This is a genomic window from Chryseobacterium sp. GW823-FHT05E08 (assembly GCF_058795655.1).
Genome location: NZ_JBXAHY010000001.1, coordinates 1,050,115 through 1,075,027 on the forward strand (window position 1 = coordinate 1,050,115; position 24,913 = coordinate 1,075,027).

General features: G+C 36.0%; 23 protein-coding genes and 1 pseudogene. 10 read left to right on the forward strand and 14 right to left on the reverse strand.

The window, feature by feature from the left end:
* Nucleotides 1-4: 4 nt before the first annotated feature.
* Together AC1Q7L_RS04880 and AC1Q7L_RS04885 are read right to left on the reverse strand one after the other, a co-directional pair.
* Nucleotides 5-631, reverse strand: coding sequence for a hypothetical protein (locus AC1Q7L_RS04880; RefSeq protein ID WP_492306631.1), 627 nt, complete (start codon nucleotides 629-631; stop codon nucleotides 5-7).
* Nucleotides 632-870: 239 nt separating this feature from the next.
* Nucleotides 871-3,870 (reverse strand): LamG-like jellyroll fold domain-containing protein, encoded by a 3,000-nt coding sequence (locus AC1Q7L_RS04885; protein WP_492306632.1) that lies wholly within the window; start codon nucleotides 3,868-3,870, stop codon nucleotides 871-873.
* A gap of 316 nt (nucleotides 3,871-4,186) precedes the next feature.
* Between AC1Q7L_RS04885 and AC1Q7L_RS04890 the strand changes: the two genes are divergently transcribed.
* Nucleotides 4,187-4,675 (forward strand): cupin domain-containing protein, encoded by a 489-nt coding sequence (locus AC1Q7L_RS04890; protein ID WP_492306633.1) that lies wholly within the window; start codon nucleotides 4,187-4,189, stop codon nucleotides 4,673-4,675.
* 106 nt (nucleotides 4,676-4,781) lie between these two features.
* On the opposite strand, the gene AC1Q7L_RS04895 is transcribed toward AC1Q7L_RS04890, so the two are convergent.
* Nucleotides 4,782-6,644: an amidohydrolase gene (locus AC1Q7L_RS04895; RefSeq protein ID WP_492306634.1), complete on the reverse strand. Its 1,863-nt coding sequence runs from the start codon at nucleotides 6,642-6,644 to the stop codon at nucleotides 4,782-4,784.
* 684 nt (nucleotides 6,645-7,328) lie between these two features.
* Between AC1Q7L_RS04895 and AC1Q7L_RS04900 the strand changes: the two genes are divergently transcribed.
* Nucleotides 7,329-8,264 (forward strand): YihY/virulence factor BrkB family protein, encoded by a 936-nt coding sequence (locus AC1Q7L_RS04900; RefSeq protein WP_410690049.1) that lies wholly within the window; start codon nucleotides 7,329-7,331, stop codon nucleotides 8,262-8,264.
* Between the two features lie 69 nt (nucleotides 8,265-8,333).
* Here AC1Q7L_RS04900 and AC1Q7L_RS04905 read toward each other — a convergent pair whose 3' ends face one another.
* Both AC1Q7L_RS04905 and AC1Q7L_RS04910 read right to left on the reverse strand, forming a co-directional pair.
* A complete protein-coding gene (locus AC1Q7L_RS04905; RefSeq protein WP_410690048.1) occupies nucleotides 8,334-8,513 on the reverse strand; it encodes a bacteriocin-like protein in 180 nt (59 codons plus the stop codon).
* Nucleotides 8,514-8,599: 86 nt separating this feature from the next.
* Nucleotides 8,600-9,205 (reverse strand): FMN-dependent NADH-azoreductase, encoded by a 606-nt coding sequence (locus AC1Q7L_RS04910; protein ID WP_492306635.1) that lies wholly within the window; start codon nucleotides 9,203-9,205, stop codon nucleotides 8,600-8,602.
* A 114-nt stretch (nucleotides 9,206-9,319) separates the two neighbouring features.
* Between AC1Q7L_RS04910 and AC1Q7L_RS04915 the strand changes: the two genes are divergently transcribed.
* A complete protein-coding gene (locus AC1Q7L_RS04915; RefSeq protein WP_410690046.1) occupies nucleotides 9,320-9,688 on the forward strand; it encodes a winged helix-turn-helix transcriptional regulator in 369 nt (122 codons plus the stop codon).
* A gap of 591 nt (nucleotides 9,689-10,279) precedes the next feature.
* On the opposite strand, the pseudogene AC1Q7L_RS04920 reads toward AC1Q7L_RS04915, so the two are convergent.
* The 3 genes and pseudogenes from AC1Q7L_RS04920 to AC1Q7L_RS04930 all read right to left on the reverse strand — a co-directional run.
* A pseudogene (locus AC1Q7L_RS04920) lies at nucleotides 10,280-11,530 on the reverse strand (DNA topoisomerase); the annotation flags it as partial.
* 57 nt (nucleotides 11,531-11,587) lie between these two features.
* On the reverse strand, nucleotides 11,588-13,027 hold the full coding sequence (locus AC1Q7L_RS04925) for a DUF3945 domain-containing protein (RefSeq protein WP_492306636.1): 1,440 nt from the start codon (nucleotides 13,025-13,027) through the stop codon (nucleotides 11,588-11,590).
* A 99-nt stretch (nucleotides 13,028-13,126) separates the two neighbouring features.
* Nucleotides 13,127-13,408 carry a helix-turn-helix domain-containing protein gene (locus AC1Q7L_RS04930; RefSeq protein WP_492306637.1) on the reverse strand — a complete coding sequence of 94 codons (282 nt, stop codon included), beginning with the start codon at nucleotides 13,406-13,408 and terminating at the stop codon, nucleotides 13,127-13,129.
* Nucleotides 13,409-13,637: 229 nt separating this feature from the next.
* Between AC1Q7L_RS04930 and AC1Q7L_RS04935 the strand changes: the two genes are divergently transcribed.
* Nucleotides 13,638-14,597: a lipase family protein gene (locus AC1Q7L_RS04935; RefSeq protein ID WP_492306638.1), complete on the forward strand. Its 960-nt coding sequence runs from the start codon at nucleotides 13,638-13,640 to the stop codon at nucleotides 14,595-14,597.
* Between the two features lie 277 nt (nucleotides 14,598-14,874).
* On the opposite strand, the gene AC1Q7L_RS04940 is transcribed toward AC1Q7L_RS04935, so the two are convergent.
* A complete protein-coding gene (locus tag AC1Q7L_RS04940) occupies nucleotides 14,875-15,552 on the reverse strand; it encodes a type 1 glutamine amidotransferase domain-containing protein (protein ID WP_492306639.1) in 678 nt (225 codons plus the stop codon).
* 310 nt (nucleotides 15,553-15,862) lie between these two features.
* Here AC1Q7L_RS04940 and AC1Q7L_RS04945 point away from each other — a divergent pair, with 310 nt between their 5' ends.
* Nucleotides 15,863-16,027: a hypothetical protein gene (locus tag AC1Q7L_RS04945; protein ID WP_492306640.1), complete on the forward strand. Its 165-nt coding sequence runs from the start codon at nucleotides 15,863-15,865 to the stop codon at nucleotides 16,025-16,027.
* Between the two features lie 644 nt (nucleotides 16,028-16,671).
* Here the strand turns inward: AC1Q7L_RS04945 and AC1Q7L_RS04950 are convergent.
* Nucleotides 16,672-17,067 (reverse strand): winged helix-turn-helix transcriptional regulator, encoded by a 396-nt coding sequence (locus tag AC1Q7L_RS04950; RefSeq protein ID WP_492306641.1) that lies wholly within the window; start codon nucleotides 17,065-17,067, stop codon nucleotides 16,672-16,674.
* Between the two features lie 122 nt (nucleotides 17,068-17,189).
* On the opposite strand from AC1Q7L_RS04950, the gene AC1Q7L_RS04955 reads away from it, so the two are divergent.
* The 5 genes from AC1Q7L_RS04955 (at nucleotide 17,190) to AC1Q7L_RS04975 (ending at nucleotide 20,905) form a co-directional block, all read left to right on the forward strand.
* Nucleotides 17,190-17,627 carry a nuclear transport factor 2 family protein gene (locus AC1Q7L_RS04955; RefSeq protein ID WP_492306642.1) on the forward strand — a complete coding sequence of 146 codons (438 nt, stop codon included), beginning with the start codon at nucleotides 17,190-17,192 and terminating at the stop codon, nucleotides 17,625-17,627.
* A 150-nt stretch (nucleotides 17,628-17,777) separates the two neighbouring features.
* Nucleotides 17,778-18,656, forward strand: coding sequence for a helix-turn-helix domain-containing protein (locus AC1Q7L_RS04960; protein WP_492306643.1), 879 nt, complete (start codon nucleotides 17,778-17,780; stop codon nucleotides 18,654-18,656).
* Between the two features lie 84 nt (nucleotides 18,657-18,740).
* The gene (locus AC1Q7L_RS04965) at nucleotides 18,741-19,346 is read left to right on the forward strand and encodes a DapH/DapD/GlmU-related protein (protein ID WP_492306644.1); all 606 of its coding nucleotides are present in this window, start codon (nucleotides 18,741-18,743) and stop codon (nucleotides 19,344-19,346) included.
* 79 nt (nucleotides 19,347-19,425) lie between these two features.
* Entirely contained in the window at nucleotides 19,426-19,842 is a 417-nt protein-coding gene (locus AC1Q7L_RS04970; protein WP_492306645.1) for a (R)-mandelonitrile lyase, read from the forward strand.
* A gap of 1 nt (nucleotide 19,843) precedes the next feature.
* The gene (locus AC1Q7L_RS04975) at nucleotides 19,844-20,905 is read left to right on the forward strand and encodes an alpha/beta hydrolase (RefSeq protein WP_492306646.1); all 1,062 of its coding nucleotides are present in this window, start codon (nucleotides 19,844-19,846) and stop codon (nucleotides 20,903-20,905) included.
* Nucleotides 20,906-21,058: 153 nt separating this feature from the next.
* On the opposite strand, the gene AC1Q7L_RS04980 is transcribed toward AC1Q7L_RS04975, so the two are convergent.
* The 4 genes from AC1Q7L_RS04980 to AC1Q7L_RS04995 form a co-directional block, all read right to left on the reverse strand.
* Nucleotides 21,059-21,655: a HEAT repeat domain-containing protein gene (locus tag AC1Q7L_RS04980; RefSeq protein WP_492306647.1), complete on the reverse strand. Its 597-nt coding sequence runs from the start codon at nucleotides 21,653-21,655 to the stop codon at nucleotides 21,059-21,061.
* 44 nt (nucleotides 21,656-21,699) lie between these two features.
* Nucleotides 21,700-22,320, reverse strand: coding sequence for a GNAT family N-acetyltransferase (locus AC1Q7L_RS04985; protein ID WP_492306648.1), 621 nt, complete (start codon nucleotides 22,318-22,320; stop codon nucleotides 21,700-21,702).
* Nucleotides 22,321-22,430: 110 nt separating this feature from the next.
* Nucleotides 22,431-22,880 carry a GNAT family N-acetyltransferase gene (locus AC1Q7L_RS04990; RefSeq protein ID WP_492306649.1) on the reverse strand — a complete coding sequence of 150 codons (450 nt, stop codon included), beginning with the start codon at nucleotides 22,878-22,880 and terminating at the stop codon, nucleotides 22,431-22,433.
* Between the two features lie 373 nt (nucleotides 22,881-23,253).
* The gene (locus tag AC1Q7L_RS04995) at nucleotides 23,254-24,033 is read right to left on the reverse strand and encodes a sensor histidine kinase (RefSeq protein WP_492306650.1); all 780 of its coding nucleotides are present in this window, start codon (nucleotides 24,031-24,033) and stop codon (nucleotides 23,254-23,256) included.
* Between the last annotated feature and the right edge of the window lie 880 nt (nucleotides 24,034-24,913).

The window sequence follows — 24,913 nt, forward strand, 5'->3', positions numbered from 1 at the left end:
AAAATTAGTAAATCTTACGTGTTGTTGCGCTATTTAAAAATTCAATCTCATAATTCTGCTCATTTACAACTTCTGAATATAGATTCATTAGATTTAAGTTAATTTCATAATGGTCAAGTATCTGCTTGTTTTTAAGATGAAATTTTCTTGTTAAGCGCGCGATATACCAGAAAACAATGACCAATAGGGCAAGAAGTATTTGTAAAGCAATAAGTGAATAATCAAAAACCTGTTCTACTAATTTCTGACGTAAATCCTCACGTATTTTTTGAGTTGAAATGGTCTTGGATATTTTCTGATCCGTAGCAGAAGTTTGCGAAACTGTGATTTCAGAATGTGTTCCAAAATTATCATTTAAAAATCCTGTAACAATCTGATCATAATGCTCATCGAAATATTTTTGGTAAACATCTTCACTCGTAAAAGTACTTATCAAAAGCAAAAAAGCTATCGAAGCAAGAAAAATAAAAACTACTCTTTTTAGAACGTAGTAAAAATTATGATACCATTTTACAGGCTTTTGAGCTTTCATTCGCGCCAAAACATCCTGAGCACCACGAATTTCGTTTTCAATGTATATTTTACTCTTTTTCTTAGCATCAATATATGCGCTAATCTCAATATTATTCATCAATTTGTTGGTTATTAGTTTTTTCTGATGTATTTATCTTACAACATTAGTTTTCAAATATATAAAAAAAATTGTTTTGCAATTATGGCAATATGTGATTAATGAAAATGAGAAGAGAATGTTTTGTTAACAGGAATTTGAGTTTTTTTTATTGATTTCATACTATTATCCAACTTCAACAAAAAAAATCCTTTCAAAAAATTTGAAAGGATTTTTCATAAGTATAAATCAGCTAATTTCTATTTAACAATAATCTTAAAATTACTATTCAAATTTTCTCCTGAAACATTCAATATATAATTTCCTGATACTTTTCTATCGGAAATATTTAAATTAAAAATTCCGTTTCCGTTTGAATTTATTTTTTCTTTAACAACAACTCTTCCTGTCATATCCATAATTGTCGCTGTTAAGCTTGATTTTTTATATTCCGGAAGTTTAATGAAAATCTGATCTTTCACAGGATTTGGATAGACAGATCCCACATTTTTGCTGATACTGAATTCCGCATTACCCAATACCGCCTCATTGTACAAAGCAGATATTTCCGTTGGAGATAATGCATAATTGTACATTTTAAGCTCATCAAATGCACCTTTGTAAGGAGCCGGAGCATTGGCAGTTGACAAAAATTCAAGTTCACCGATGTTTCCGATGATCAGATCGCTTGCTTCACCAATACCTGTTACTGCAGTTTCGTCTCCTTCAGCACTTAAAATTCCATTGGTATAAATTCTCATTTTGTGTGCTGTAATATCTCTCTGGATCACAACATGAACCCAGTTGTTGGTAAAATAATTGGCAATTGGGGATGTGATTTCTTTTTTTGTAACGTCATCATCGATAGCATATCGCAGCTGACCGCCTTTGATCTCAACATTAAAACGTTTACCGGTCGCACCTGTTGTCGTATTCTTGGTGAATGAACCTTTACATAATACATAAAGACTTGTCGCCGAAGACGATGGAATCATGCTTACCGGAGCTTTCATCCAATAAGAAACGGTAAAAGAATTCGTATTAAATAAGATCTGATCCTGATGTGGAATACTCGCTATGTACGGCGTATTCGGTGAAGTCGCCAGATCAAGGGCATAATTTTCTCTTCCGGGAACTCTTACACTTGCATTATCATAAGCTACATTTAATGTTCCATTATTGGCGAAAGATGTTAAATCTGCAATCTGTTCACCTGCTGAAGGCGCTTCCATGAATGGCCAGTTTCCGACAATACTTTGTGTTATTGCACGGAAATTCCACACATTTCCTGTTGCAAGACCGAGCGTATTGTTTGCATCAATTCTCCAATAGTAGTTGGTTGCCGGATTTAAATTCGTAAGCTGATACGATGGTGTAGCAGAATAAGGTACCGTAGCGATATTGGTTAAATTTTGAGGATTTGTTCCAAAATAAACTGTATAGTTTGTGGTGTTTGCACTGCCTGTCCATTTTAAAAGCAGATTACCATTGTTCAGCTCAACGCCAGTATTACCATTTGCCGGAGTCGGGTTCGCTGCCTGTGTTGGAGCTGCCGGAATTGGCGGTGTAGTAACTGTATTTGAAGTATAAACAGAAGATTCTGTCGAATTTATAGCTTTAACTCTGTAATAATATTGAGTGTTAGGTGTTAAACCAGTTTCATTATAACTCGTTGTATTCGCAGGAAGTATTGCAATGACTGAAAAAGTTGTTCCATCGGGAGAACGCTCTAATACATAATTGGTTTCATTAGCAGCATTATCATTCCAGTTAACTGTTAAAGAACTTGAAGGTGTAGATCCCGTTGTAGCTGCATTTGTGAAATTCAAATTCGATGGCGGAATAATAAAATCCGGAGCCGGTGTATTTGTTAAATTATTAATATAAACTTCAATGTTCAAATATGGAGCATATGTTGTGCTTACATTTAAAGCATCAAAAACATTTGGATTCAATCCGTTGGCAGTTTCCCACGCATCCGGCATCCCGTCATTATCTGTATCTAAAGGAGCCGGAGCACCGTAAACATGTCCTGCACCTCCATTGGTAAAACCAAATTGTGTCGTTAAATCAGTTTGTACATAAACATAAGTCGCAGTTGTTCCTTTCGATTGTAAATCTGAAACTATTAAATTATCTACCTGATCACGTCTCGGATACGAAGCTCCTACCTTTGCAACAATATTATCGAATGCAGTTTGCGCCGTTACTGTCGTGTTTTTCATCGGATAATCATACGGAGCCGCCATGATTGCGTTGGCATCTCCTACAGGATATCCTATTAAGTCTTGAGGAACTAAAGTTCCGTCCAAAACCCCGTTTCTATTGTTATCAAAATAATTTCCGGAACCATATAAATTGAAATTGGCATTTCCTACGCTAAAAGGTGTGGTTACCGTAGTATTTGTATTTGGACCTCCGATAAAATAATTGTTGATAATATTCGCATAAGAAGCTCCTGCCGAATCTCCGCCCATAATGTAAGCTTCTCCGGATTGAGTGTGTCCATACGTATTTCCGTAATTCCCCCAATTGTAAACAACATTGTTTACAAACTCATTAATCCCTTTTATTTTATTATTTCGGGTTTTATTACAGATGTATAAATTTCCAATTAAACTAATCTTTCCGCCTGGAGGAGGTTGCATTAATCCTCCCGCAGAGTGATTGTGGCGATGCATTCCCTGTCCTATAATAGAATTCTGAATCGTTATATTATCCGGACTCGTCCCATTACCATCCCAGTTAACAGAAAATACTTCGTCTGTACCCCAGGTAAAAGTCATGTGATCTAAAATGATATTGGCACCATTAGCTATCCCTGAAGCATCCTGATTTTGAGATGTCCCACCATAACGAAGACGAAGAAATCTCGCAATCGTATTGTTAGCTCCTGAAAATGAAACCCTTGGCCCTAAAAACACAATTCCTTCTCCCGGAGCGGTTTGTCCGGCAATAGTAGTATTAGCAGGCACAGCAACTATTGACTGTAAATTAACAATACCTCCCACTTTAAAGATAACAAATCTACCCGGCTGACTTACTGCGTCACGGAACGAACCCGGTCCACTGTCATTTAAATTGGTAACCAGATAAATTTGAGGATTTGCGACTCCTCTCGCTCCTGTGGTATATCTACCAAAACCGGTAGCTTCCGGAAACGCTAATGTTTGAGCATCCAGACCAACAGTGGAGAATGCCAATCCACAAAACAGTAAAGATTTAAGTGATTGCTTAAATAGTAAAGTTCTATTTTTCATAAGTATTAATTTTGTGTTAACCAATCTACCTACAAACCCAAATATGAGCATCCTGCTCCATCCTGCCGACCTCCTATCTATCAATTAATTACGATAAATCCACAAAAAAGGCATAATATTTCTCTTAATAATGAAACAAATAAAACTTCATAAATATTTAAACTTGACTCCAAAATTGAGCTCTGAATTTTATTTATTTAAATATAACATCTCAAGTATTCTATAATGTGATGTACATCACGCAGACAAGAGGGAAATGTTAACTTACTTTGCCCTATACTCAAGAAAAATAAAAATCTTATAAATTAAATATCTCATGAAAAAAATAAACAAACTATCATTCATCTTATTTTTAATGATATTCTTTTCAAAAACAATTGTACAAGCCCAGGGTTTGGCAACTAATAAATTGGACAGCATCTTTCCTGAAGACATCAAATGGTCATCATTTCCTGCATTTCCAAAGTCGGCAGGTCTTTCAGTATTGATTGGCGATCCTACAAAAGCGGGACTCTATACAGTAAGAGTAAAAGTACCTGCAGGATTAAAGCTTGAACCGCATATTCACCCGGAAGACCGTATTTATACAGTGATATCAGGGGTATTTTATATTGGAATTGGAAATAAATTCGAAGACTCAAAGTTGAAGGCATATCCTCCGGGAAGTGTACTTGTACTCCCCGCAAATACTCCCCATTTTCATTGGGCAAAATCGGGGGATTATATTACACAGGTTACTGCAATCGGACCGTTGGGAATAAGTTATTTAGATCCAAAAGATGATCCCAGAAATAAAAAAGACTGAAAAAATTCACTCAATTATTCAAAAATAAATATCCCCTGCCTGAGCAAGGGATATTTTTTAACAGATGCCTTAAAAGTCATCCTTATTTTAACTATACTTTTCTTTATTATGATTCTGGAGTATAAACAAGCACACCGCCCAACCATGTTTCCAATACCGGAATGTTTCTCATTTTCATATATTGTGAAGATTCAGTAGTCATTGAAAGCGGATCTTCTCCTAAGATAACGAAATCCGCAAAGTAACCTTTATCTAATGAGCCAACCCACTGATCTGCATAACATTGCCATGCAGCATCATACGTAACAGCAATCAATGCCTGCTCGGGAGTAAGACATTCGGCTTTATTTAATACTTCTTTAGTTTCCTTATGCTTTTCCATAATTCTTGTAATGGATTGTTCCATCATTCTCAAAGGGCCTAATGGACTTACCTCATTGTCGCTATGAAGGGTAATTCTCATGCCGACTGCAAGAGTTGAACCACAAAGATCAAGCATTTGCGCCTTCTCTTCACCGAATATTACTTTACTAAAAGCATATCCCCAATACCCTACATGTCCGATAAGGAAACTTGGCGAAACACCCATTTGCAGCATTTGGGTAATCTGACTGCTTGTTAGAAGCGAGCAGTGTTCTATACGGTTTCGAAGCTCTGGTCCTCTGTATTGAGCAAGCGCACTTTGATAAGCATTTATAGCAAATGATACCGCCTGGTCTCCATTGGCATGCACCATCAGAGGCCAGCCTTTGCCCGCAACCACTGTATTAATTAATTTATCATAATTTGGCGGAATCGTAGTTGCAGGAATCCCTGATTGCGGAAAATTGAATATCCCAATATTATCAGCAGGATTGCATATATAAGGCGTACTCTGATAACCGGTTAACCCTTGGTTTGAACCATCCGAAACTACTTTAACATGCCCATAATATACCGACTCGTAATTAACTGGCGGTGTGTAAGTTCCCAAACCATCAGCTTCCGACTGATTAGCACAAAGTAATGCTCCACCCGTTCTTACTAACTCCGTATTACTGCCCAAGTAGGTAGTCAACAGTTTTTCAAAATTACTGTTCAGTCCTGCATCATACATAAAAGTAACTCCCCTTGAATTTGCCAATTGAAAAAGCTCTGTAAGATAGGTATCAATATCTTGAGCCATAGCAATAACCTGTTCTTTTATTACTTTCAATGCCGGTGTCATTTCCAAACTTTCCTGAAGCTGGCCATTGGTTGCACTTATATAATCAGCTGCTGATTTATACTTTAAATGCAGTTCAAGATTGTGATCATACACATAAGTTAGTGCCTTGGTGTTTAAATAAAGCGTATGCATAGAAGCACTTAATAACATCATAGGTATATCCGAATTAATGCCGTCAAGCACTGTATTATCGATAGTTACCAATTCTTTTACCCCATTATTATCTACAAAAGGCATCAGCGATGGATCTAATCCCCTGCCTAAAATAACATATCCGGACTTTGTAGGAAGATTACCGTTGATCGCTTTTCCAACAGTAGTCAAATCGTATTCTTCCAGTAAGTCTTGTTCTTTAAAAGGGCTCACGTCTATCCAAGCGGTCATCATTGCTGTCGGAACGATGTGAACGTGTGGCTCTATCAGACCTGGAAGTAAAGTTTGTGTGCCTGTTAATTTTTTTGGTGTAAATCCATGATGGTTTTTAATCATAAATTCTTCCACTTTAAGATGGCTTCCGGCAATAACAACATTTCCATTGGCTATCCCGATAGCTTCAACTGTATCTGTTGAACCGCCAATCATTGGTCGGATCGTTCCTCCGCTGATCAAAAGTGACTGAGGTTGTTGTTGGGCATTTTGTGCCGATTTAGACTTCATTTTTCCCAAATTTTCGGGACTGAAAAGTTCTTCTTTAAGAATTTCTAAAACAGGATTGTTGCAGGCGCAATGTGTGCAGCCATGAGCGTGTGTGTGGTTTTCCATAGGATTGATTTGGTTGATTTAGTTTTAAGTCTTTGTTGTATTTAATATTTTTTAATTTGTTTTATTGACATAGTAAGACAAGCCTATCATCGGATGAGGCTTATTTTTCAATTGAAATAAAATAGGATTATATGTAAAGTATTACGATTACGTAGATATTGGGATATAAATCGTTGTCATTGTATTTTCGGGTATTAGTTTAGGTGTTAAAAATATAAAAAAAATCCATTCATTACACTTTTTATCACACAATATTGAATATTTATTTTACATTAAATATTTAATTCACATTATGTTTACAATTATAATAATGATATTAAATTTTCAATCTTATACAAAACCCCACTATTAAGGGATTTAATCTCACTATTATTTTAATTAGTCTAAAAAAACTCACGAAGCTTATTATTTAAAAATTTGCTCTAAGAATAAAATTTAAGATAGTAATAGCAACTTCATGTGGTATCTTATAATTGAATTTTAATGTTTATTCATATCAAAACAGCGTACATAAAATCCAAATACTAGAAAATTGGCAAAAACATTGCTACGTTTTAAATATTCAGATTAAATATATTTATGTATCCTCTGAGTCTTTTATGTCAATAAAAACGCAGTACAATTACTGGATAAGTTCATCGCTAGACGATTTGATTTTATAACCATTACTTAAAAATAAAAAATATGATAAGCAATATAAAGTTCTTCTGGGAGGTCTTAAAAGAAACCTTTACAGAATGGAATAAATCTACCGCCTCGGAAAATTCGGCAAGTCTGGCTTATTATGCTATATTTTCAATTCCCGGACTTCTTATTATCATTATCTGGATAGCCGGATATTTCTTCGGACAGGAAGCAATTCAGGGTGAGATTAGTCATCAGATCAGCGGTCTGATGGGTGCTGAAGCCGCCAAAAGCGTTGAGGGCATGGTGAGCGGAGCATTAATTGATAAAGAGAATATCATCATGAAGGTCGTCGGAATCGGATCACTTGTTTTCGGTTCTACTACTCTATTTTTTCAGTTGCAGAAATCATTAAACAACTTATGGGATGTAGAAGCAGCCCCTAAAAAAGCCTGGGAAAAATTTATCCTGGACAGAGCTAACTCATTGGGAATGATCCTTATATTAGGTTTTTTGTTGATGGTCACCATGATACTATCTTCTGCCATAAGTTTATTCAGCAATTTCATAACAAGATATTTTGGACTGGAAACGTATTTACTTTTTGAAATTATTAATTTCATCATCGCTTTTGCGGTTGTTATGCTTTTGTTTGCCTTGATGTTTAAAATGTTACCTGATGCCGAAATTAGCTGGAAACCTGTCTGGAGAGGTGCATTTCTTACTGCTATTCTTTTTACCTTCGGTAAATTTTTGCTGAATTTATATTTTAATGAATTTAAACCTACTTCAACATTTGGAACTGCAGGAACGGTTATTTTGATCATGTTGTGGATCAATTATTCTTGTATGCTTGTATTTTTTGGCGTTGAATTCACAAAAGTCTACAGTTATAAGAAAGGTTATAAAATCGTTCCTTCAAAATATGCTAAATGGAGCAATGCTAAGCTGTACGAGGAAAATTCTAGTTCCGCTCTATCAGACCATAAAGTGTAAAAAATTCCACTTTTTTAAATAATAAAGACTACTTCAACAGTAGCCTTTATATTTGAATTTAGTTTTTCTTTAGTCTATAGATATGGGTCCAATAGGACAAGCCTGTCCCAAAGGGATACATACCCCATTACATCTATAAGTAGTGTGTGGATTACATGGACAATCCTTAGGTGGAATATTAGCACAGTTAACAATTCCTCCATTTAAGGATCTTAATTCAATGCGTGAAAGTTTCTTTAAATTTTTCATAGTAATTCGTTTTTTAGTGAATTACTAATATACTAAAAAAATTGATATTATATTGATTCTCTTTACTTTGAAATATATTTTAATAATTAATCAATCTGAATGCTGTCAATTGCTTTCTTCATTGCATAATCTTTCAAGTCGGGAACTTTAAGTCCTTCAGCACGAATAACCGTAACGTCTGTCATTCCTAAAAAGCCAAGGAAAGCCTTTAAATAAGGCGCAACAAAATCATTAGCTTTACCAGGACCTTCAGAATAAACACCTCCGGAAGACATTGCGACATACACTTTTTTCCCCGTCACTTTCCCCATCGGAAGTCCATTTTCTCCATAACCAAAAGTAATACCGGGTCTGGTAATATGATCGATCCAAGCTTTTAATGAGGTATGAATGGTGAAATTAATCAATGGAGCTCCAATCACGATGATATCGGATGACATTAACTGTTTAACCAATTCATCAGACAGGCGAATAGATTCTTTTTCATCTTCGTTCAGTTTTTCTGAAGGAGTAAAAAGTGTGTGCAGAACTTTTGGAGTCAGATGTGGCATTTCCATTTCTACCAGATTCAATTCTTCAAGTTCATTTTCAGGATATTTTTCCTGTATTTTTTCGATAATAGCATTGCCAAGTTTAATGCTGTATGATTCTTTGCCTAGCAGGCTCGACTTCAAATGAAGGATACGTTTCATAAAATTTTATTTAATAATTTTAACAAGACAAAGTTATGACCGCTAAGTATACATTAGTAATCAGTTACCCAAAGGATAGCGGTTACTTTTAGGAAAGTCCTTATCTTTGTTGTAATGGAAATCACTGAAAATAAAACCCTTCCGACCAAAACAGAATGTGACGGTTCTCTTAAAAACGTCATCGATGCAATGTATGTTCTTAGCGGAAGATGGAAATTGCCTCTGATACTTTGTCTGGTACAGTCACCAAAGCGTTTTAATGAAATTCAAAAAGAAATGGGCAGTATATCTCCAAAAGTTTTATCTAATGAACTGAAAGATTTAGAGCTTAATTTCTTTATAGAGCGCAAAGTATTTCCCACTACCCCGGTCAGTATTATTTACGAAGCCACAGAATATACGCATACATTAAAAAATGTGCTGGCAGAGCTAAGTATTTGGGGTGAGACACATCGAAATAAAATCAAACAGACTGGATTCTAAACTTCGCCTATGTAGACTAAAGTACAAATAAGGCTTTTTATAAATTTTCGAATATTTACTAATCTTAATATTTTTTTGAAACTTTAAGGTTTTAAATAATCTGTGCATACGGTTACATTTTTTAAAGTAATAAAAACAAGAAAATTTCATGAATTTACATATGTTATAAATCATATGAATCATGAATTCCTCTCATGCCCCGTGTAATGGGAAGCGAGATAATTTTAATATTTTATGAATAGTAATTCACAACCCATAATTAAGAATTACTCCATTTATTCGTTAAAAATATCCTTATTTTTGCGCTGCTAAATTCCTTTTATTCATTATAAAAAAGATTAATTACTTATATAATCTTATAAAAATATAATGGTAAAGTACCTGTACCCGTTTATTCTATTATTGTTTATTTTGGTCCCTGCACAGAATAAAAATAATTTCGATCACATTTGTATAAAAACTCACGTGGAAACTTCTATGCAATCAATGCCTAAGGCATTTAAAGTTGCAGATTCTCTTTACAAATCTTCAAAAACTCCTTTAAATAAAGCAAAAAGCTTACTTCTTACAGCCAGTTTATATCAACAGATATACTTTAAGCGTAATATGACTGACTTGTTTGCTGCAATGTTCTGAAAGGGATTCCAGTAAACGGAATGCGATCATATCATAGATGGCTTTCTCGGTTGCAGTGAGTGCAGACGGTATTTTTGTGGTGATCAACAGTCCGTGATGGTCGGTAACCTTGAGGTTATTCACCATCCTTTTGTTGAAGCTGCCAAATTTGAGGGTTGAAATGGCGGGTTTGAATTGATCGGTTGTGTTTAAGATTCTGACCAGCTCCGGGATTTCCGTCCAGAGGTCTTCAGGAATGTATTTGCTTCCGGTTCGTGGATACGTGATGAATCTCTTTTCGTAAAGTGATTGTGCGGTCTGCAAAACCTCATCAGCTGATAGACCTAACTTTCTGTTGGCTTCCTTCTGAAGTTCTGTCAGATCAAAAAGAAGAGGTGATGGTTCTTTTACAGTTTGGATTGAGACATTCTCTACAGAGACTCTGCTCTCTCTTTCTATGGATCTTAGGATCTGCTCTGCCTGTTTTTTGTCTTCCCATTGTTCGGTTGACTGGCTGATGAAATCCAAATATTCTTTTCGGTGCTTTAACTGGATCTTGAAGTATTTCTTTTGGGTAAAATTGTAATGGTCTTCATATCTTTTGCATATCAAAGCCAGTGTCGGGGTCTGTACCCTTCCTAAAGAAAATACATCTTGGTTAGCAGCAATACTCAATGCCTGGGTGGCATTGATTCCTACCAGCCAGTCGGCTTCGCTTCTGGCTTTTGCTGCCTCATACAAGCCGTCGAATACAGAGCCTGGTTGAAGTTTTTTGAAACCGTCTTGTATTGCTTTTTCAGTCAGAGAACTGATCCACAGCCTTTCGAAAGGTTTGGTGCATTTAAGATAGTGGTAGACATATCGGAAGATGAGCTCTCCTTCCCTTCCTGCATCGGTGGCTACAATGATGCTCTCGCATCGATAGATGATATTTTTTATTATTTTTAGCTGTTTGAGTGCGGAAGGATCAGGTTGATAGCCTTTTTGGTTTTGCTTTTTGATGGGTCTTGGGATCAACAGGAATGGATAAGGAAAGATAGGCAAAGAGGCTTTATCAAAGCCTCTTATACCATAATCCTCCGGCATTCCCAATGACACCAAATGACCTAATGCCCAGGTTATGCAGTAACCGTTGCCTTCCAGGTAACCGTCTTTTCTTTCGTTGGCATTTAACAATTGGGCGATCTCTCTTGCGACACTGGGTTTTTCTGCGATAATGGCTTTCATAGGATTGGATTTATTATGATTGGAATTGTTTTTGTGATTGTAATTGTAAGTCTTGGATTACATCTTGTGCCCTTTGGACCTGGTCGGTTTCTTCTGCTGGGCTTCCTGCTGTTTGTTGGCAGGTTGTTGCTGTTTGGATTCTAATGGTTCTTTGATGTTCTTGGTAGCTTCATTGGTCTTGCCATCTGAATTGACCGCCTTCTGGGTTTTATGGTCTTCTGAAGGCTGGGCTTTTTCTTTCAATTTGTTGGGGTTGGTAAAAGAAAAGTCCGTTTTAGATGTTTCCTTATTGAAGGTGATATAGCCTTGATAGGCTTTTCCTTTGCCGTCGACAAGACCGTCAACATACACCGTCTGCCCTGCTTTGAACTTTTCATATTGTGCATCATCAAGCTCCTTACCTCGGAATACTTTCGGGGCTTCCCCGCCTTTGGATTGATTTTGCTGACTGGATGGGTTCTGCTGTTGTGATTGCTGGTTCTGGTTGAAGATGAATTCAACATAGCGCTTGTCTGCATTGAATTGTACGGTCGCATCGAACAACTCTCCTTTTTTGGAGGTCATTCCTTCCAGATAAAGCGGCTTCCCTTCCAACAATGTTTGTTTTTGGTGGTCGTCAAGCTTGATGCCTTTGATCTCATCAGGGATCTTCATATACTCTGCCCTGTAAGCGACCAGCTCATTGGTCAGCCGGTCACGGCTGATGACGGATGGGATGACCTCATCGGTCTTGGGATTGACCAGATCGACAACTCTGCCCATATTTCCGCTTTCTTTAAGGTTCTTTTTGTCTTCGTCGGTGAACTCGTGACCGAGAAACTTGAGGTTGTAGTTTGGCTCTTTGCGGATGCCGTGCAGGTTAACGGAAACATCTCCGTTGTCTGCGGTTTGAAGTGATAGCCGTACATCCATCTTGCTGACCGCTGTTCCCAGATTGATGGTAATGGGAATTAAGGTATTGGTCTTGAAGCCTCTAAGAAGAGGATCCAAAGCATTCATTTTTTCAAGCTTTTCCTTGTTAAGCCCGAATTTTTCCATCGTCTTCCAGTCGATCTGTTCCGGCTGGAAACGGTATTCCTGAGTTTCTGTGTTGTTTTCCATTGTATTCTGATTTTTTATTGGGTTTGTATTTTTTGGTAAGACTTGATATTCTTTCAGCTTTTCCTTTTCTTCAGGGGATGCCTGATCGACATATTGCTGAAGGTCTTGTGCGGTTTTAACGGCATCATATTCCGAAACCTTGAAGAAATTAAAATGCGAAGGGTTTTTAAGCTGCCGGTAGAAATTGGAAAAGAAGTTGGAGAAGAGATCGCCGTACTTGTCAACCCGGATCAACTGGTCGTTGTCCCTCTTCTCATCTGGCGGGAACTTTTGAAGGTTTCCATCTTTGTCCACCCCCTTGACCATCTCAACAGCATTGGTGCTGATATTCAGAACAAGCAGTGTGTCTGACACCGGCTTGATTTTATTCGTTTCATTTTGTACTGCTTCTTCCATTACGATCAATTTTAATGAGACGAAAATAAATGCACTTTTGGTCGATAGTCAGGAATTGGTACTATAGATATTTCTTTGGCTGTTAATGTCTCTGTCCTCTTATGAACTTAGACATTCTCTGATAAGCTGATGGACATCGGACAGCTTGTAATAGATCTTGCCACTGATGGTGTAATAGGGCAGCTTTTTATTGGTACGGTAGCGTTGCAACGATCTGGAGCTGATCTTTAGGAGTTGCAGCACATCCTGATTGTCAAGCAATACCTCGCCGTCAATCTCAATAAATCTGGTCTGGCTGGATGACACTTGCTCTTTCAGGATGTCAAATCGTTCCATGATCCTTTCCATCCATGCTATAAATTCTGTTCTTTCGATATTCATAACGTGATTTTTTGATGTTAATAATGATTTGAACAGTTGATCAACTTTTATTGGGGTAAAGTTGGAAATTGAACATCACATAAAATCACTACCTTTTCGTAGTACCGAAAAGATTTATATCGCTGAACTTATTTAATTTAAATATAACACACTGATTATTAATTTTTTGTACATTTATATTGAACCAAAAAACTAACCCATGAAAAAACTATTCTTCCTATTTCTCGCTATGGCGGGTCTTTCTCCAGGTCAGGATGTCCTGCTCTCGGATATCAATCCATCCAATTTTAATCAGGATTTCTCAGAATACGATCAAAAGACGGTATTGTTTTGTGCGCAGATTTCTGAAGTTGCCTATTGGAATGAGCGCAATATTGAAATTCTCAAGCAACAGGTCAATCAGAATTATCCGGAAAACAAAATCAGTTATACCTTAATTGATGATTCATATGGTATACATCACAACCAGGTTTTGCTATGGGCGAACAAGGACTTTATGGTGATTGCATTCAGAGGTACCGAACCTTCTGTTCTTAAAGACTGGCTCACGGACTCAAAATATTGGAATTATGAAAATTCAAAAGGTTTTAATGATGAGTTGTCCAATATGCCGGCAGGACACGGTGGATTCAGAAGGTCTCTGATGCGTTTGATGCAAAAGGAAAATTTGGTTGAGAAGATCAAAAAGAAAATTATGGAAGTGAATCCACAAGCTGATATGAGAACTTTTCCTATCTATTTAACAGGTCATTCTCTTGGTGCGGCCTTAGCGCAGTTATTTATTCTTCCACTCCAATATCATCAGCTTAATTTTAAAGGTGCTTATCATTTTGCACCACCTTTGGCTGTTACCTGTCAGATCAATGCTGAATTGCGGGAGAAATATGGTTCTATCGTCTATGATATCGTTAACTATAAAGACTATGTGCCCAGAGCAGGTCGTAATGGAACAGCACATTTCGGAAAGTTTTATCGGATCTGTAATGATGGCTATGTTTATAAAGAACAGGAAGCCTATGTCAAATTTAGGTTCTCCGAATATTTCACTGAATTTAAGTTACACGCTTTGCAGAGTCATATTGATCTGCTCAGAAAAGATGAAAATACGGCTTCATTAATCAAAGATCGTTCAGTGGGTCATTTTCCTTGTATGGAGTTCAAGGGAAAAGTAAGGGAATTATGTCAATAGTTAGCTGATCTTTTATTTAAAAAAAATAATAACCGGTTCCCTACTATATAGCCATAATGGTCATAAAAAAATCCCCAAATAATATGGGGATAAAAACTAATAACCATGAAAACCTCTTAAAAGTATTTCCTCTACAAAATTATGGAAACTAAATACATTTGAAGGTGAATGGTGGTGTTAATTGTATTTTAAAAAAGATCTGATTATCCTAATTTTTCCTAAAAAGAATAGAATTATTTTACAGTCGAACATCAAGGTCTGATCCTTTGGAAAAAAACTAAATCAGCTTCAAAAGTTCCTTAGCCACCTTTTCAGATGAAGCAGGATTTTGTCCTGTGATCAGTCTTCCGTCAACCACAGCGTAAGGTGCCCAATCTTCAACTTTACTGTATGATCCACCATTCTGTTTCAGCGTATCTTCAACCAGAAACGGAACTATTTCTGTAAGTTGTACAGCCTCTTCTTCGGTATTAGTAAATCCCGTGACATTTTTACCCTTTACCAGATACTCACCGTCTATTTTTACATCCTTCAAAACTCCGGGTGCGTGGCAAACGAATGCTACAGGTTTATCGTTGGTATAAAAATCTACAATAAGGTCTTGTGAAACCTTGTCTTCAGCCAGATCCCACAAAGGACCGTGTCCTCCTGGATAAAATACGGCATCAAAGTCTTCACTTTTGACTTCGGATAATTTGTGGGTGTTTTTTAATTTTTCCTTTAAAACCTCATCACTGTCCATTCTGCGTGTAGCATCCGTTTGAGATGATGGATCTTCACTTTTCGGATCAATTGGAGGCTGACCACCCTTTGGAGATGCCAATGTTATTTCGATTCCTTTATCTGACAATGCATAATAAGGAGCCGCTAATTCTTCAGTCCAAAATCCGGTCTTTAAACCTGTATTCCCTAATTCATCGTGGCTCGTAAGCACGAATAAAACTTTTTTGCTCATTTTTATATTTCTTTATATTATTACTCAAAGTTAAAAAGTATATGTCTTCTGATAACAGGATCTGAATCACTAATTTGATGTGATCCAAATCACGTTTTCCCTATAAGACTTTTTAAACATATGCTATTGCTATCAGATAAAAATCTATGCCGATAATGATCAAGCAAGTACAATTAGTCAATAATTTATTAAAATACGTTGAACCTACATTATACAGCAATATTATTTTTAATATTTACGGAAACCCATAACACATTCTTTCAGGCTTGAACTATCTTTACTTATGTTTAACCAAAAATTAATAAAAAAAATGAACAAAGTAGAATCGATCAAACCAGGTCCAAAGCCGGATAAACCGGACGGAACGCCGGACAGGAGAAGAAGGGTCACGCCAGAATCACAACCGCAGCACCCTGCATTGAAACCTCACATTCACAAGCCCGGTGAAAAAAAGTCCAATTATTCATTAAATTAAATCAATTAATCATCATGAAAAAACTTATCTCCTTAATAACAGTGCTCTTGTTGCTGATCTCGTTCCAATCTTTAAAAGCACAAAAGAGGTACTCAGGCAGCAAGCATTCGTCAAGCCACAGCGGAACCTATAAAAGTGGAAAAGGAAGTTCCCATAAAGGAGGCACTTATAAAAATTCAAAAACAGGGAACAGATACGGTAAACATAAATAAACTGTAATTTTACTGTTAATTGCCGGCCTCAATATTTATTGGGGCTTTTTCTTTTCCAATTTTATCATTTAGGGAACGATCTTTTATTAAGCCAGGCTAGACATCTTAATTCATTTATTAATTTGGCTATGCTTTTATTAGGGATTTTAAAATGTTTCTAAGATATCTTTATCCCGTTAAGTCTTTCTATATTTGCTTAACATTAAAATAGTAAATCATAATGTTAGAACAATTTGGAAATTTATCAAAACTGTCTCAAAAAAAATATTGAGATCCATGCGGCAGGCGATCTGGATGATAGACCGTGGGGTCAGAAAGAGTTCTCATTACTGGATCCGGACAGTAACCTGATTACATTTGGGCAGGCGTTGTAAAATGATGGCAGCAGAAAAATAATTAGGACTTAATTAAAAGTCTTAATTATTTTTAAAACTATTTCTCTGACTTGCCGGATGACATTTCAGCCTTGACTTTCTCACGATGCTGCATTCCCCATTTTGTCATCGCCGCGACCACTTCTTCCAAAGTGTAGCTATAAGGAAGCAGTTCATATTCTATTGTCACCGGATATCCATTTTCTACTTTTTTGATGATAAAACCGTTCATTTCAAGTTCCTTCAATTCACTTGAAAGAACTCTGGCCGAAATTCCCGATACCTGTCTTTGAATCTCTGTAAATCGTTTGTTGCCTCTTCCCATGGCGATGATAATCATCAGTTTCCATTTGCCTCCAATCGCATACAAAGCATCTGACATAGCCATTAAAACTTTATGGCATTCCTCTGTAAATGCTTTATTATCTATTTGATTTTCTTCTTTTTCTGCCATAGCTTTATTTTAATTAGTTCATAACCTTTAGGTAACGACTAATAAATTGTAAGCAAATATAATATAATTTTGTCAACAGTAATGACAGAAAGTAATTTTAAAATTCATTAAACAACAAAATTATGACAGTAGAAATTTTAAAGGCAAAGGAAGACCTAAGAAACCTTATCGATGATTATGCTTACTTGAGCGACGAATGGAAAATCTCCGAAGTCATGGATCTATTCACGCCCGATGTAACGTATAAGGTACATATGAATGGTGCTCTGGTAGCAGACGTTTCAGGAAGAGAAAATATGGAACGGGATTTCAATCTTCACGCTTCACAAGTGAAAACGTATTTTACTCTCAACGGGCAGCATACTGTAAAGATTGAAAACGAAAGTGCCACCGGTATTTCCTTCGCCCAGATCAAAATGATCAGAGAAGCTGAAGGAAAAGATATTTTGACCGACTATAGTGTAAAATATGAAGACCTCTATGTGAAGCAAAATGAAAAATGGCTGATAAAAGACCGCGTGGCTCATTTCCTGATTATAGAATCAAGGTCAATTTCTTGATCTTCCACGCTCATTTAAAAGTAAAGCCTTGCAACAAAAATTGTTGCAAGGCTTTACGCCGATATATAATTATAAACGTTCAGGAATTGCCAATATTTCAACTAATATCATATTCGATATAAGTATATTTGAATTTTTTAACTTTACTAAATGAAAGAAAAGGTGAAGAGAGTCATTTCAGAGTTCAATAATGAACTGAAACTTCAGGGTTTTAAGGCATTCCAAATAGAACAGGACAGTGCTGACACAAGAACCTACAGCAGAAAAGAATTTTATAAGATCTGCCTGACAACAGGCGAAAGCAAGATCCACTATTCAGATAAAACCTATGAGCAGGAAGGTACGATCCTTTTTTTTGGCAATCCGCATATTCCCTACTCTTGGGAAACTATTTCGACAACTTATGTGGGTTATACTATTCTTTTCTCGGAAGAATTCTTTAAAAATTCTGAACGTTCAGAAAGCCTGCAACAATCTTCCTTCTTTAAAATTGGAGGAACGCCAGTTCTGAAAATTACGGAAGAGCAAAGAACTTTTCTTAATACCATTTTTCGGAAAATGATTGCAGAGCAGGATAGTGAGTATGTATTCAAAGATGAATTGATCCGCAATTACATCAGTCTTATTATTCACGAATCTCTGAAGATGGAGCCTTCTGAAAATTATGAGCAGAACAAGAATGCATCTTCCAGACTTACATCTGTTTTCATGGAATTGCTGGAAAGACAATTTCCGATCGAGACTACTTCAAGTCCCCTAAAATTAAGAACAGCACAGCATTACTCACAACATCTGAACGTGCACATCAATTATCTGAATCGTGCCGTAAAAGAAGTGACAGGAAAATCTACAACAACACATATTACAGAACGAATCGTCACCGAAGCAAAAGCCCTTTTACAGCATACAGATTGGAGCATTTCAGAAATTGCCTACGCACTGGGCTTTGACTACCCCACTTATTTTAATAATTTCTTTAAAAAACAAACAGGGACTAATCCTAAATCTTTTCGATTGAGCGAAGTTTGAATTTCTTAATCTTTGGTTTGATAATCATTACTGCTTTGCCTGCAGCTAAGCCTAACTTTGTATCTGGAAATCAAAGCCAATACAATGTCACATTCAAACAACATTTCAGATTCTTATATCTTTCAAAGAGATATTTTTGATCGGCTTTTAGCTGGTGAAACTATTCTTCCCAACGATCCGCAAATTGGCAGGTTGAGAGAGGAAGCTTTTGCTGTAAAGGCATTGCTCGTTCAAATGAATAAATCTTTAAATCCTGATGAAATTACGGAGCTGCTAAGTGAGATTTTAGATAAAAAAGTTCAGGACGTTGCCATTTTCACGCCTGTTTACATCAATTACGGAAAGAACATTCATATCGGCAAAAATGTCTTCATCAATTTCGACTGTACTTTTCTTGCATTAGGTGGAATTACAATTGAAGACGATGTTTTAATTGGACCAAAAGTCAATCTTATCACAGAAAATCATCCATTAAATTCCAATGAAAGAAAAGGATTGATTGCTAAATCAATTCTCATCAAAAAAAATGCCTGGATCGGTGCTAATGCAACGATTTTACCTGGTGTAACGATTGGTGAAAATGCAGTTGTTGCAGCCGGAGCGGTAGTTTCAAAAGATGTTCCGGATAATACAATTGTCGGTGGAATTCCTGCTAAAACTATTAAAGAAATTAATAATGATTCAATTTAAATCTAATTATAAAACTGGTTTGCTATTCGCTTTTTTGACTATAGCAACCTTATCGTGTAACTCCAAAAATCAAGAAAAAATGGACAATGAAAAGACAACATCTCTTTTCCCGAAAGGAGATAAATTACCTAATGACTGGTTTACAGGTGACGCTTTTTTATCTCATTTAGTCGCAAAGGATAAAAACAACGAGTTTTCTGCAGGAGCCGTCACCTTCGAAGTCGGTGCAAGAACCAACTGGCATACTCATCCGAAAGGTCAGGTTTTAATTGTAACAGAAGGTTCGGGATTTTATCAGGAAAAAGGACAGCCTGCAAGAGTGCTCAGGAAAGGTGATGTAGTCAATATCCCTGAAAATGTGGAGCATTGGCACGGCGCGTCAGCAAAGACATCGATGACGCACATTGCGATTACCAATTTTAAAGATGATGTGCAGGTCAACTGGCTTCAACCCGTATCGGATTTGGAATTTAATGAAGTTAATAACCACAAGTAATATGAAAAAACTTACATTCATCATTGCCGCGGCTTTATTGTCTTTAGGTCAAATATCAGCGCAAACAAAACAGAAATCTTCCAATAAAAATTCAGAAAGAATGAATACATCGAAAGAACATTATACATTTAAGCTTAGTGAAAAAGTAACCCGTCAGAAAGTAACTTTTAAGAACCGTTATGGTATTACTTTGAGTGGTGATTTGTATGTTCCAAAAAATATTGGAATTGAAAAATTATCTGCTTTAGCAATCAGTGGACCTTTTGGAGCAGTGAAACAACAGTCATCAGGATTGTACGCCAATCAAATGGCAGAAAGAGGATTTGCAGTTGTAACATTTGACCCATCCTACACCGGAGAAAGCGGTGGCGAGCCAAGAAATGTAGCATCACCTGAAATCAATACCGAAGACTTCAGTGCTGCAGTTGATTTCTTAGGATTACAGAAAAATGTAGATAGAAATAAAATTGGAATTATCGGAATTTGTGGGTTTGGAGGTTTTGCATTAAATGCAACTGCGGTTGATAAACGAGTTAAGGCAGTTGCCACGACGAGCCTATATGATATGACAAGGGTGATGTCAAAAGGTTATAATGATTCTGTAACACCTGAACAAAGAATCAAAACATTAAATGATTTAGGTAAGCAACGCTGGAAAGATGCCGAAAATGGAAAGCCGGCGGATGGACCAAGAAATTTGCCTGAAAGTTTGAAAGGCGATGAACCTCAGTTTGTAAAGGAATATTTTGATTATTACAGAACGCCACGTGGTTTTCAAGTCAATTCTGTGAATTCAAATGGTGCATGGTTAGTGACTAATCCACTCTCATTTATGAATATGCCTATTTTAAGTTATGTGAAGGAAATTTCGCCAAGACCAATGTTATTAATTGCAGGTGAAAATGCCCATTCAAAATATTTCAGTGAGGATATTTTCAAAGATGCAAATGAACCGAAGGAATTGATGATTATTCCGAATGCCGTACATGTAGATTTGTATGACAGAGTGGATGTAATTCCATTTGATAAATTGGAAGCATTTTTCAAAGCCAACTTAAAATAGTAAGGAAAAATCCTTAGAAACAGCAAGAGGTCTTCATGAAGATATAAGTATGACACAAAGAAAACCTTATCCGCAGGAACAGGAAATTAATTTACCGAGGCATAAAATGGAATTGTAATCTAAGATGACGCTATCCCCATTTTATACCCGATTCTATTTGTAGATCAGTTTTTTAATAAATACGATTTTTTTGTCCGCCGAATTCCAACCCGAAACTTCATTGTCCACCAGGTCTTTATGTTTCCTGCTAATATCTCGTAAAGAGTTGCCGATTGATCTTCTTAAATATTCGCTATCAGTCGATCTGGAACTTGCGATCAGCTGAATGGCAACTTCCGGATTATCTTTGAAATATGGTCTGTTGGTCCAGATTCTCAAACCTTCAATGACCGCTCTTGTAATATTGGGGTTCTGATCGTTGATCCAATTCCTGATCTTGGGAAGTGATCTCTCATATCCGTTAGATTCACAGTAATAGTCAAATGCCTTGGCAAGCATTTCCTGTACCCTCCAGTTGTCATCCGTCGCAACTCTGGTCTCCAATATTTCAAGTGCCTTTGCACTTACGACTGATAGTTGTCCCAATATATAAGTGGCTAACATTCGGATCTGATAAGCATTATCATCCAGCAGTTTTATTGCAAATTCCAAATGACCGGTGGAAGTATCTTTTAAAATATTATCCCCAGCTTCAATGATGTGTTTGAAGCCATGTTCAATGCTTTTTAATTTTTCAATGATTGCATCCATTTATTTTTCATGTAAATAATTGATTTCAACATTTTAAAAATACTTTACAAGACATTTGCATGTAATTTCCAAAAACTTATTTTTTTTCTTGTTAAAAATCCCAATTTCTCATACAACCCTATTGCATTAACATTATTATCGGCGACATGCAGGTAAGGAATTTTGGATTCGTTGAAGATCTTATTGCTCGCGTGGACGATGAGCTGTTTTGCATAACCTTTTCCTGTATGTTCAGGATGGGTAACGATTGCACTTAGTTCAGTATAGCCATCCATTTTCATCCGCTCTCCGGCAACGGCAATCAGCTGATGACTTTTGTAGATACCATAATAACTTCCCAGATCAGCTGTCTTATTTTTGAAATAACCCGGCTGCACAAGATTAACAAGCTTAAACAGGTCATCTCTATGTATTTCTGTCTGAAGTTCAATAATATTTTCTTGAATGTCAATGTCAATTTGCTTATCAAGAACCATTTGATTACAGACCAATTCACTTTCTACCCGAACTTTATCATTGATATCAGGTCTATTTCCTATTACATAAAAACTATCAGTAAGAGAGGCGTAGGTTGCAATTCCTGATTCTGTCTGGTTATCGTTCAACGCACCACCGAAAGGACAATAATCAGGGTCGTAAAATTTTATTTGCTCATAGTCAACCACGAAATCTTTATGGCTTTCATTTAAGGAATACCACGCCGGATTATCCAGTTTATTTATTTTCATTTTTAATATAATACTTTCTGTTAAAAAAATAATTGATTACATCACTTTCATACTTCTATTTGATAAATTCTCGATTCCTCTTCCCACGGATGATAGCCCTGTCCTATATACTCAAATCCGTATTTCTCATAATAACCGGTATGGTCGGTACATAAATTTAAATATTTAAATCCGTACAATTTTGTATCTTCTTTGGCTTTTTCAATCAATAAGGAACCGTAGCCATTTCCTCTCTGCTCTTCATCTATAAAAATTGCACAGATCCAGGGGTAGAGATCCATTCTACTGATAAAATCATTGGTTATCAGTCCTGCACAACCGATTATCTTTTCGTCTTTTTCCAATAGATACCACTGAGGTAATGATTGTGCTGCATCTAAACTGTTAGAAATGCAATCTTCATAAATTACCGGTGAAATTTCAGGCCAGCTTTCTTGAAGATACGTTATTGCTCTATCTTTATATTCCGGGGTTTGTCTTATTGATATGATCTTCATTAAAATTTATTTTTTTCACATTAATTTCTCTTACAATAGTTTATTATATTTTTTTACGATTAAATTCTCAACCAAAATATGATAAGTCATACAAAAGCAATATTTTACGCATCAACAATAGATACAACAGTTTTAAAGATAAATAATATCAAATAATTATGCAAATTGAACGTGTATTTTATTTCCCCTTATTATTCACTTATCTCATTGAATGACAATACTTTTACACTTTCCACATAACAATCACTCAGGTTATAAAAAATAATTTAGCCGTATAATGTTATTTAAGTTCATAAAAATTCCTTTTTCCAATTTAATTTTAGTCTCAGATTTCAGTTCGATGATCCAATCAGATGTTGTGACTATTTCGTTGTTAACTTGAACTGCAAGTTTTTGGAATAGCAATAACAACATCAAGCCCTCCCATTTGATTCCTTCTAAAATCAGTGTTTCCTGCGTGTATTTTTACAATTTGTTGCACAATATAAAGTCCGAATCCATGCTGCTTTTGATTGAATAAATTACTGTTTGACAGATATTTCGATCGCGTTTTTAATGCTATGATTTCCTCTGATGTCATTCCTATTCCATCATCAGTGACACAAAATAAGACATATTCCTTTTCATTGGAAATCACAAATGTGATTTTACAGCCACCAGGATTATGTTTTATGCAGTTATACAGCAAATTATTGATAGCTCTTTGCAGCAGATGGATGTCCGCAATTAATTTAATAGACTCAAGGCTTTTATCAAAAGACAGCTTAATGGGAAAGGTATCCGGGATTCCGTTATTTAAAAATTGGGCAAGTATATCCCGACCAAAGATCAGAGGCTGCACCTTATGAATGGGTTTGAGTTTTACACCGTCTTCCAAACTTGTAATCAAGTTTAAATCATTGACCAAATCACGCAATGCTATGCTCTGGTATTTAATTAATGATGCTTTCTGCTGGACATCTTTGGGGAGTGACGGGTTGGTTTCGATGCTTTCCGCATATCCGAGAATCACTGTCAATGGGGTCCTTATGTCGTGGGAAATGCCCATGAGCCAGTTTTCCTGAGCTGTAGTACGCCTTTTAAGTAAATCAGAAGTTTTATTTAACTGATGCGCAACATCTGAGAACGGCCCTTTCTCATTTAAATCGATCAACTTTCCAGATGCCAGGGACTGAATGCCGGAAGATATTAGAAACTGCAATCAATGATCTGCGGTCAATATAAAGATAAAACAGAAAAAGAACCAGCAGGTCACATAATATAACTATTATTACAAAACCCTGTAAAGTATTAAATTCAGAATAAGGAACCATATAGGCCGATTTCCAGAAACTATTCCTGGGAGAACCTACTACTAATAACCCATCAGGTTTTTTGCTTATTCAAATATTGCCAAATTATTTATATAATGTTACTGACGTTTTCTGATTTCCATTTCCTTAATTTCCTCGTTTGTGTGATTATCAAAGATTTTAGCATAGCGATAAAAAGTTGCTCTTGTTAATCCTAATGCCTCATAAATTTCTTCAGGTGTTTCGGTATAATCTTTATATAATTATTTAAAACTAATATACAGAAAATCTGAAAACGGCATAAAATTTGAAAAATGAAAATAAATCACATCCACTATATATCTTTCAAATTACTTCCCTGACTGCGGTCGGGGATTTTTATTTTTTTATTTTCAGGAAATTAAAATATCGTTTATCTTTACAAATATCTCTTGATAGAGATATTTTTTCATCATTTGTGTTAACCTCTCGCCCCTGAGAGGTTTTTTATTTAAATTTTAATTGTAGTACTTAAACTTATTTTTGATTTAGCATACTATGATTTTCCATAATCATCAAAGTTTATAGATCTTTAACCTCTCTAAAAAGAGAGGTTTTTAAGTTGTATTAAAGTCAAGTCAGATAGTCTTAAAAACTAGGAAAGTTCGGCCTTTCATTTCGGGAGTTTTTTTATTTATAAAATACTTTAAATTAGAAATCAATAAACCCTTCAAAAAATAAATCCTGTCGTAACCTAGTAGA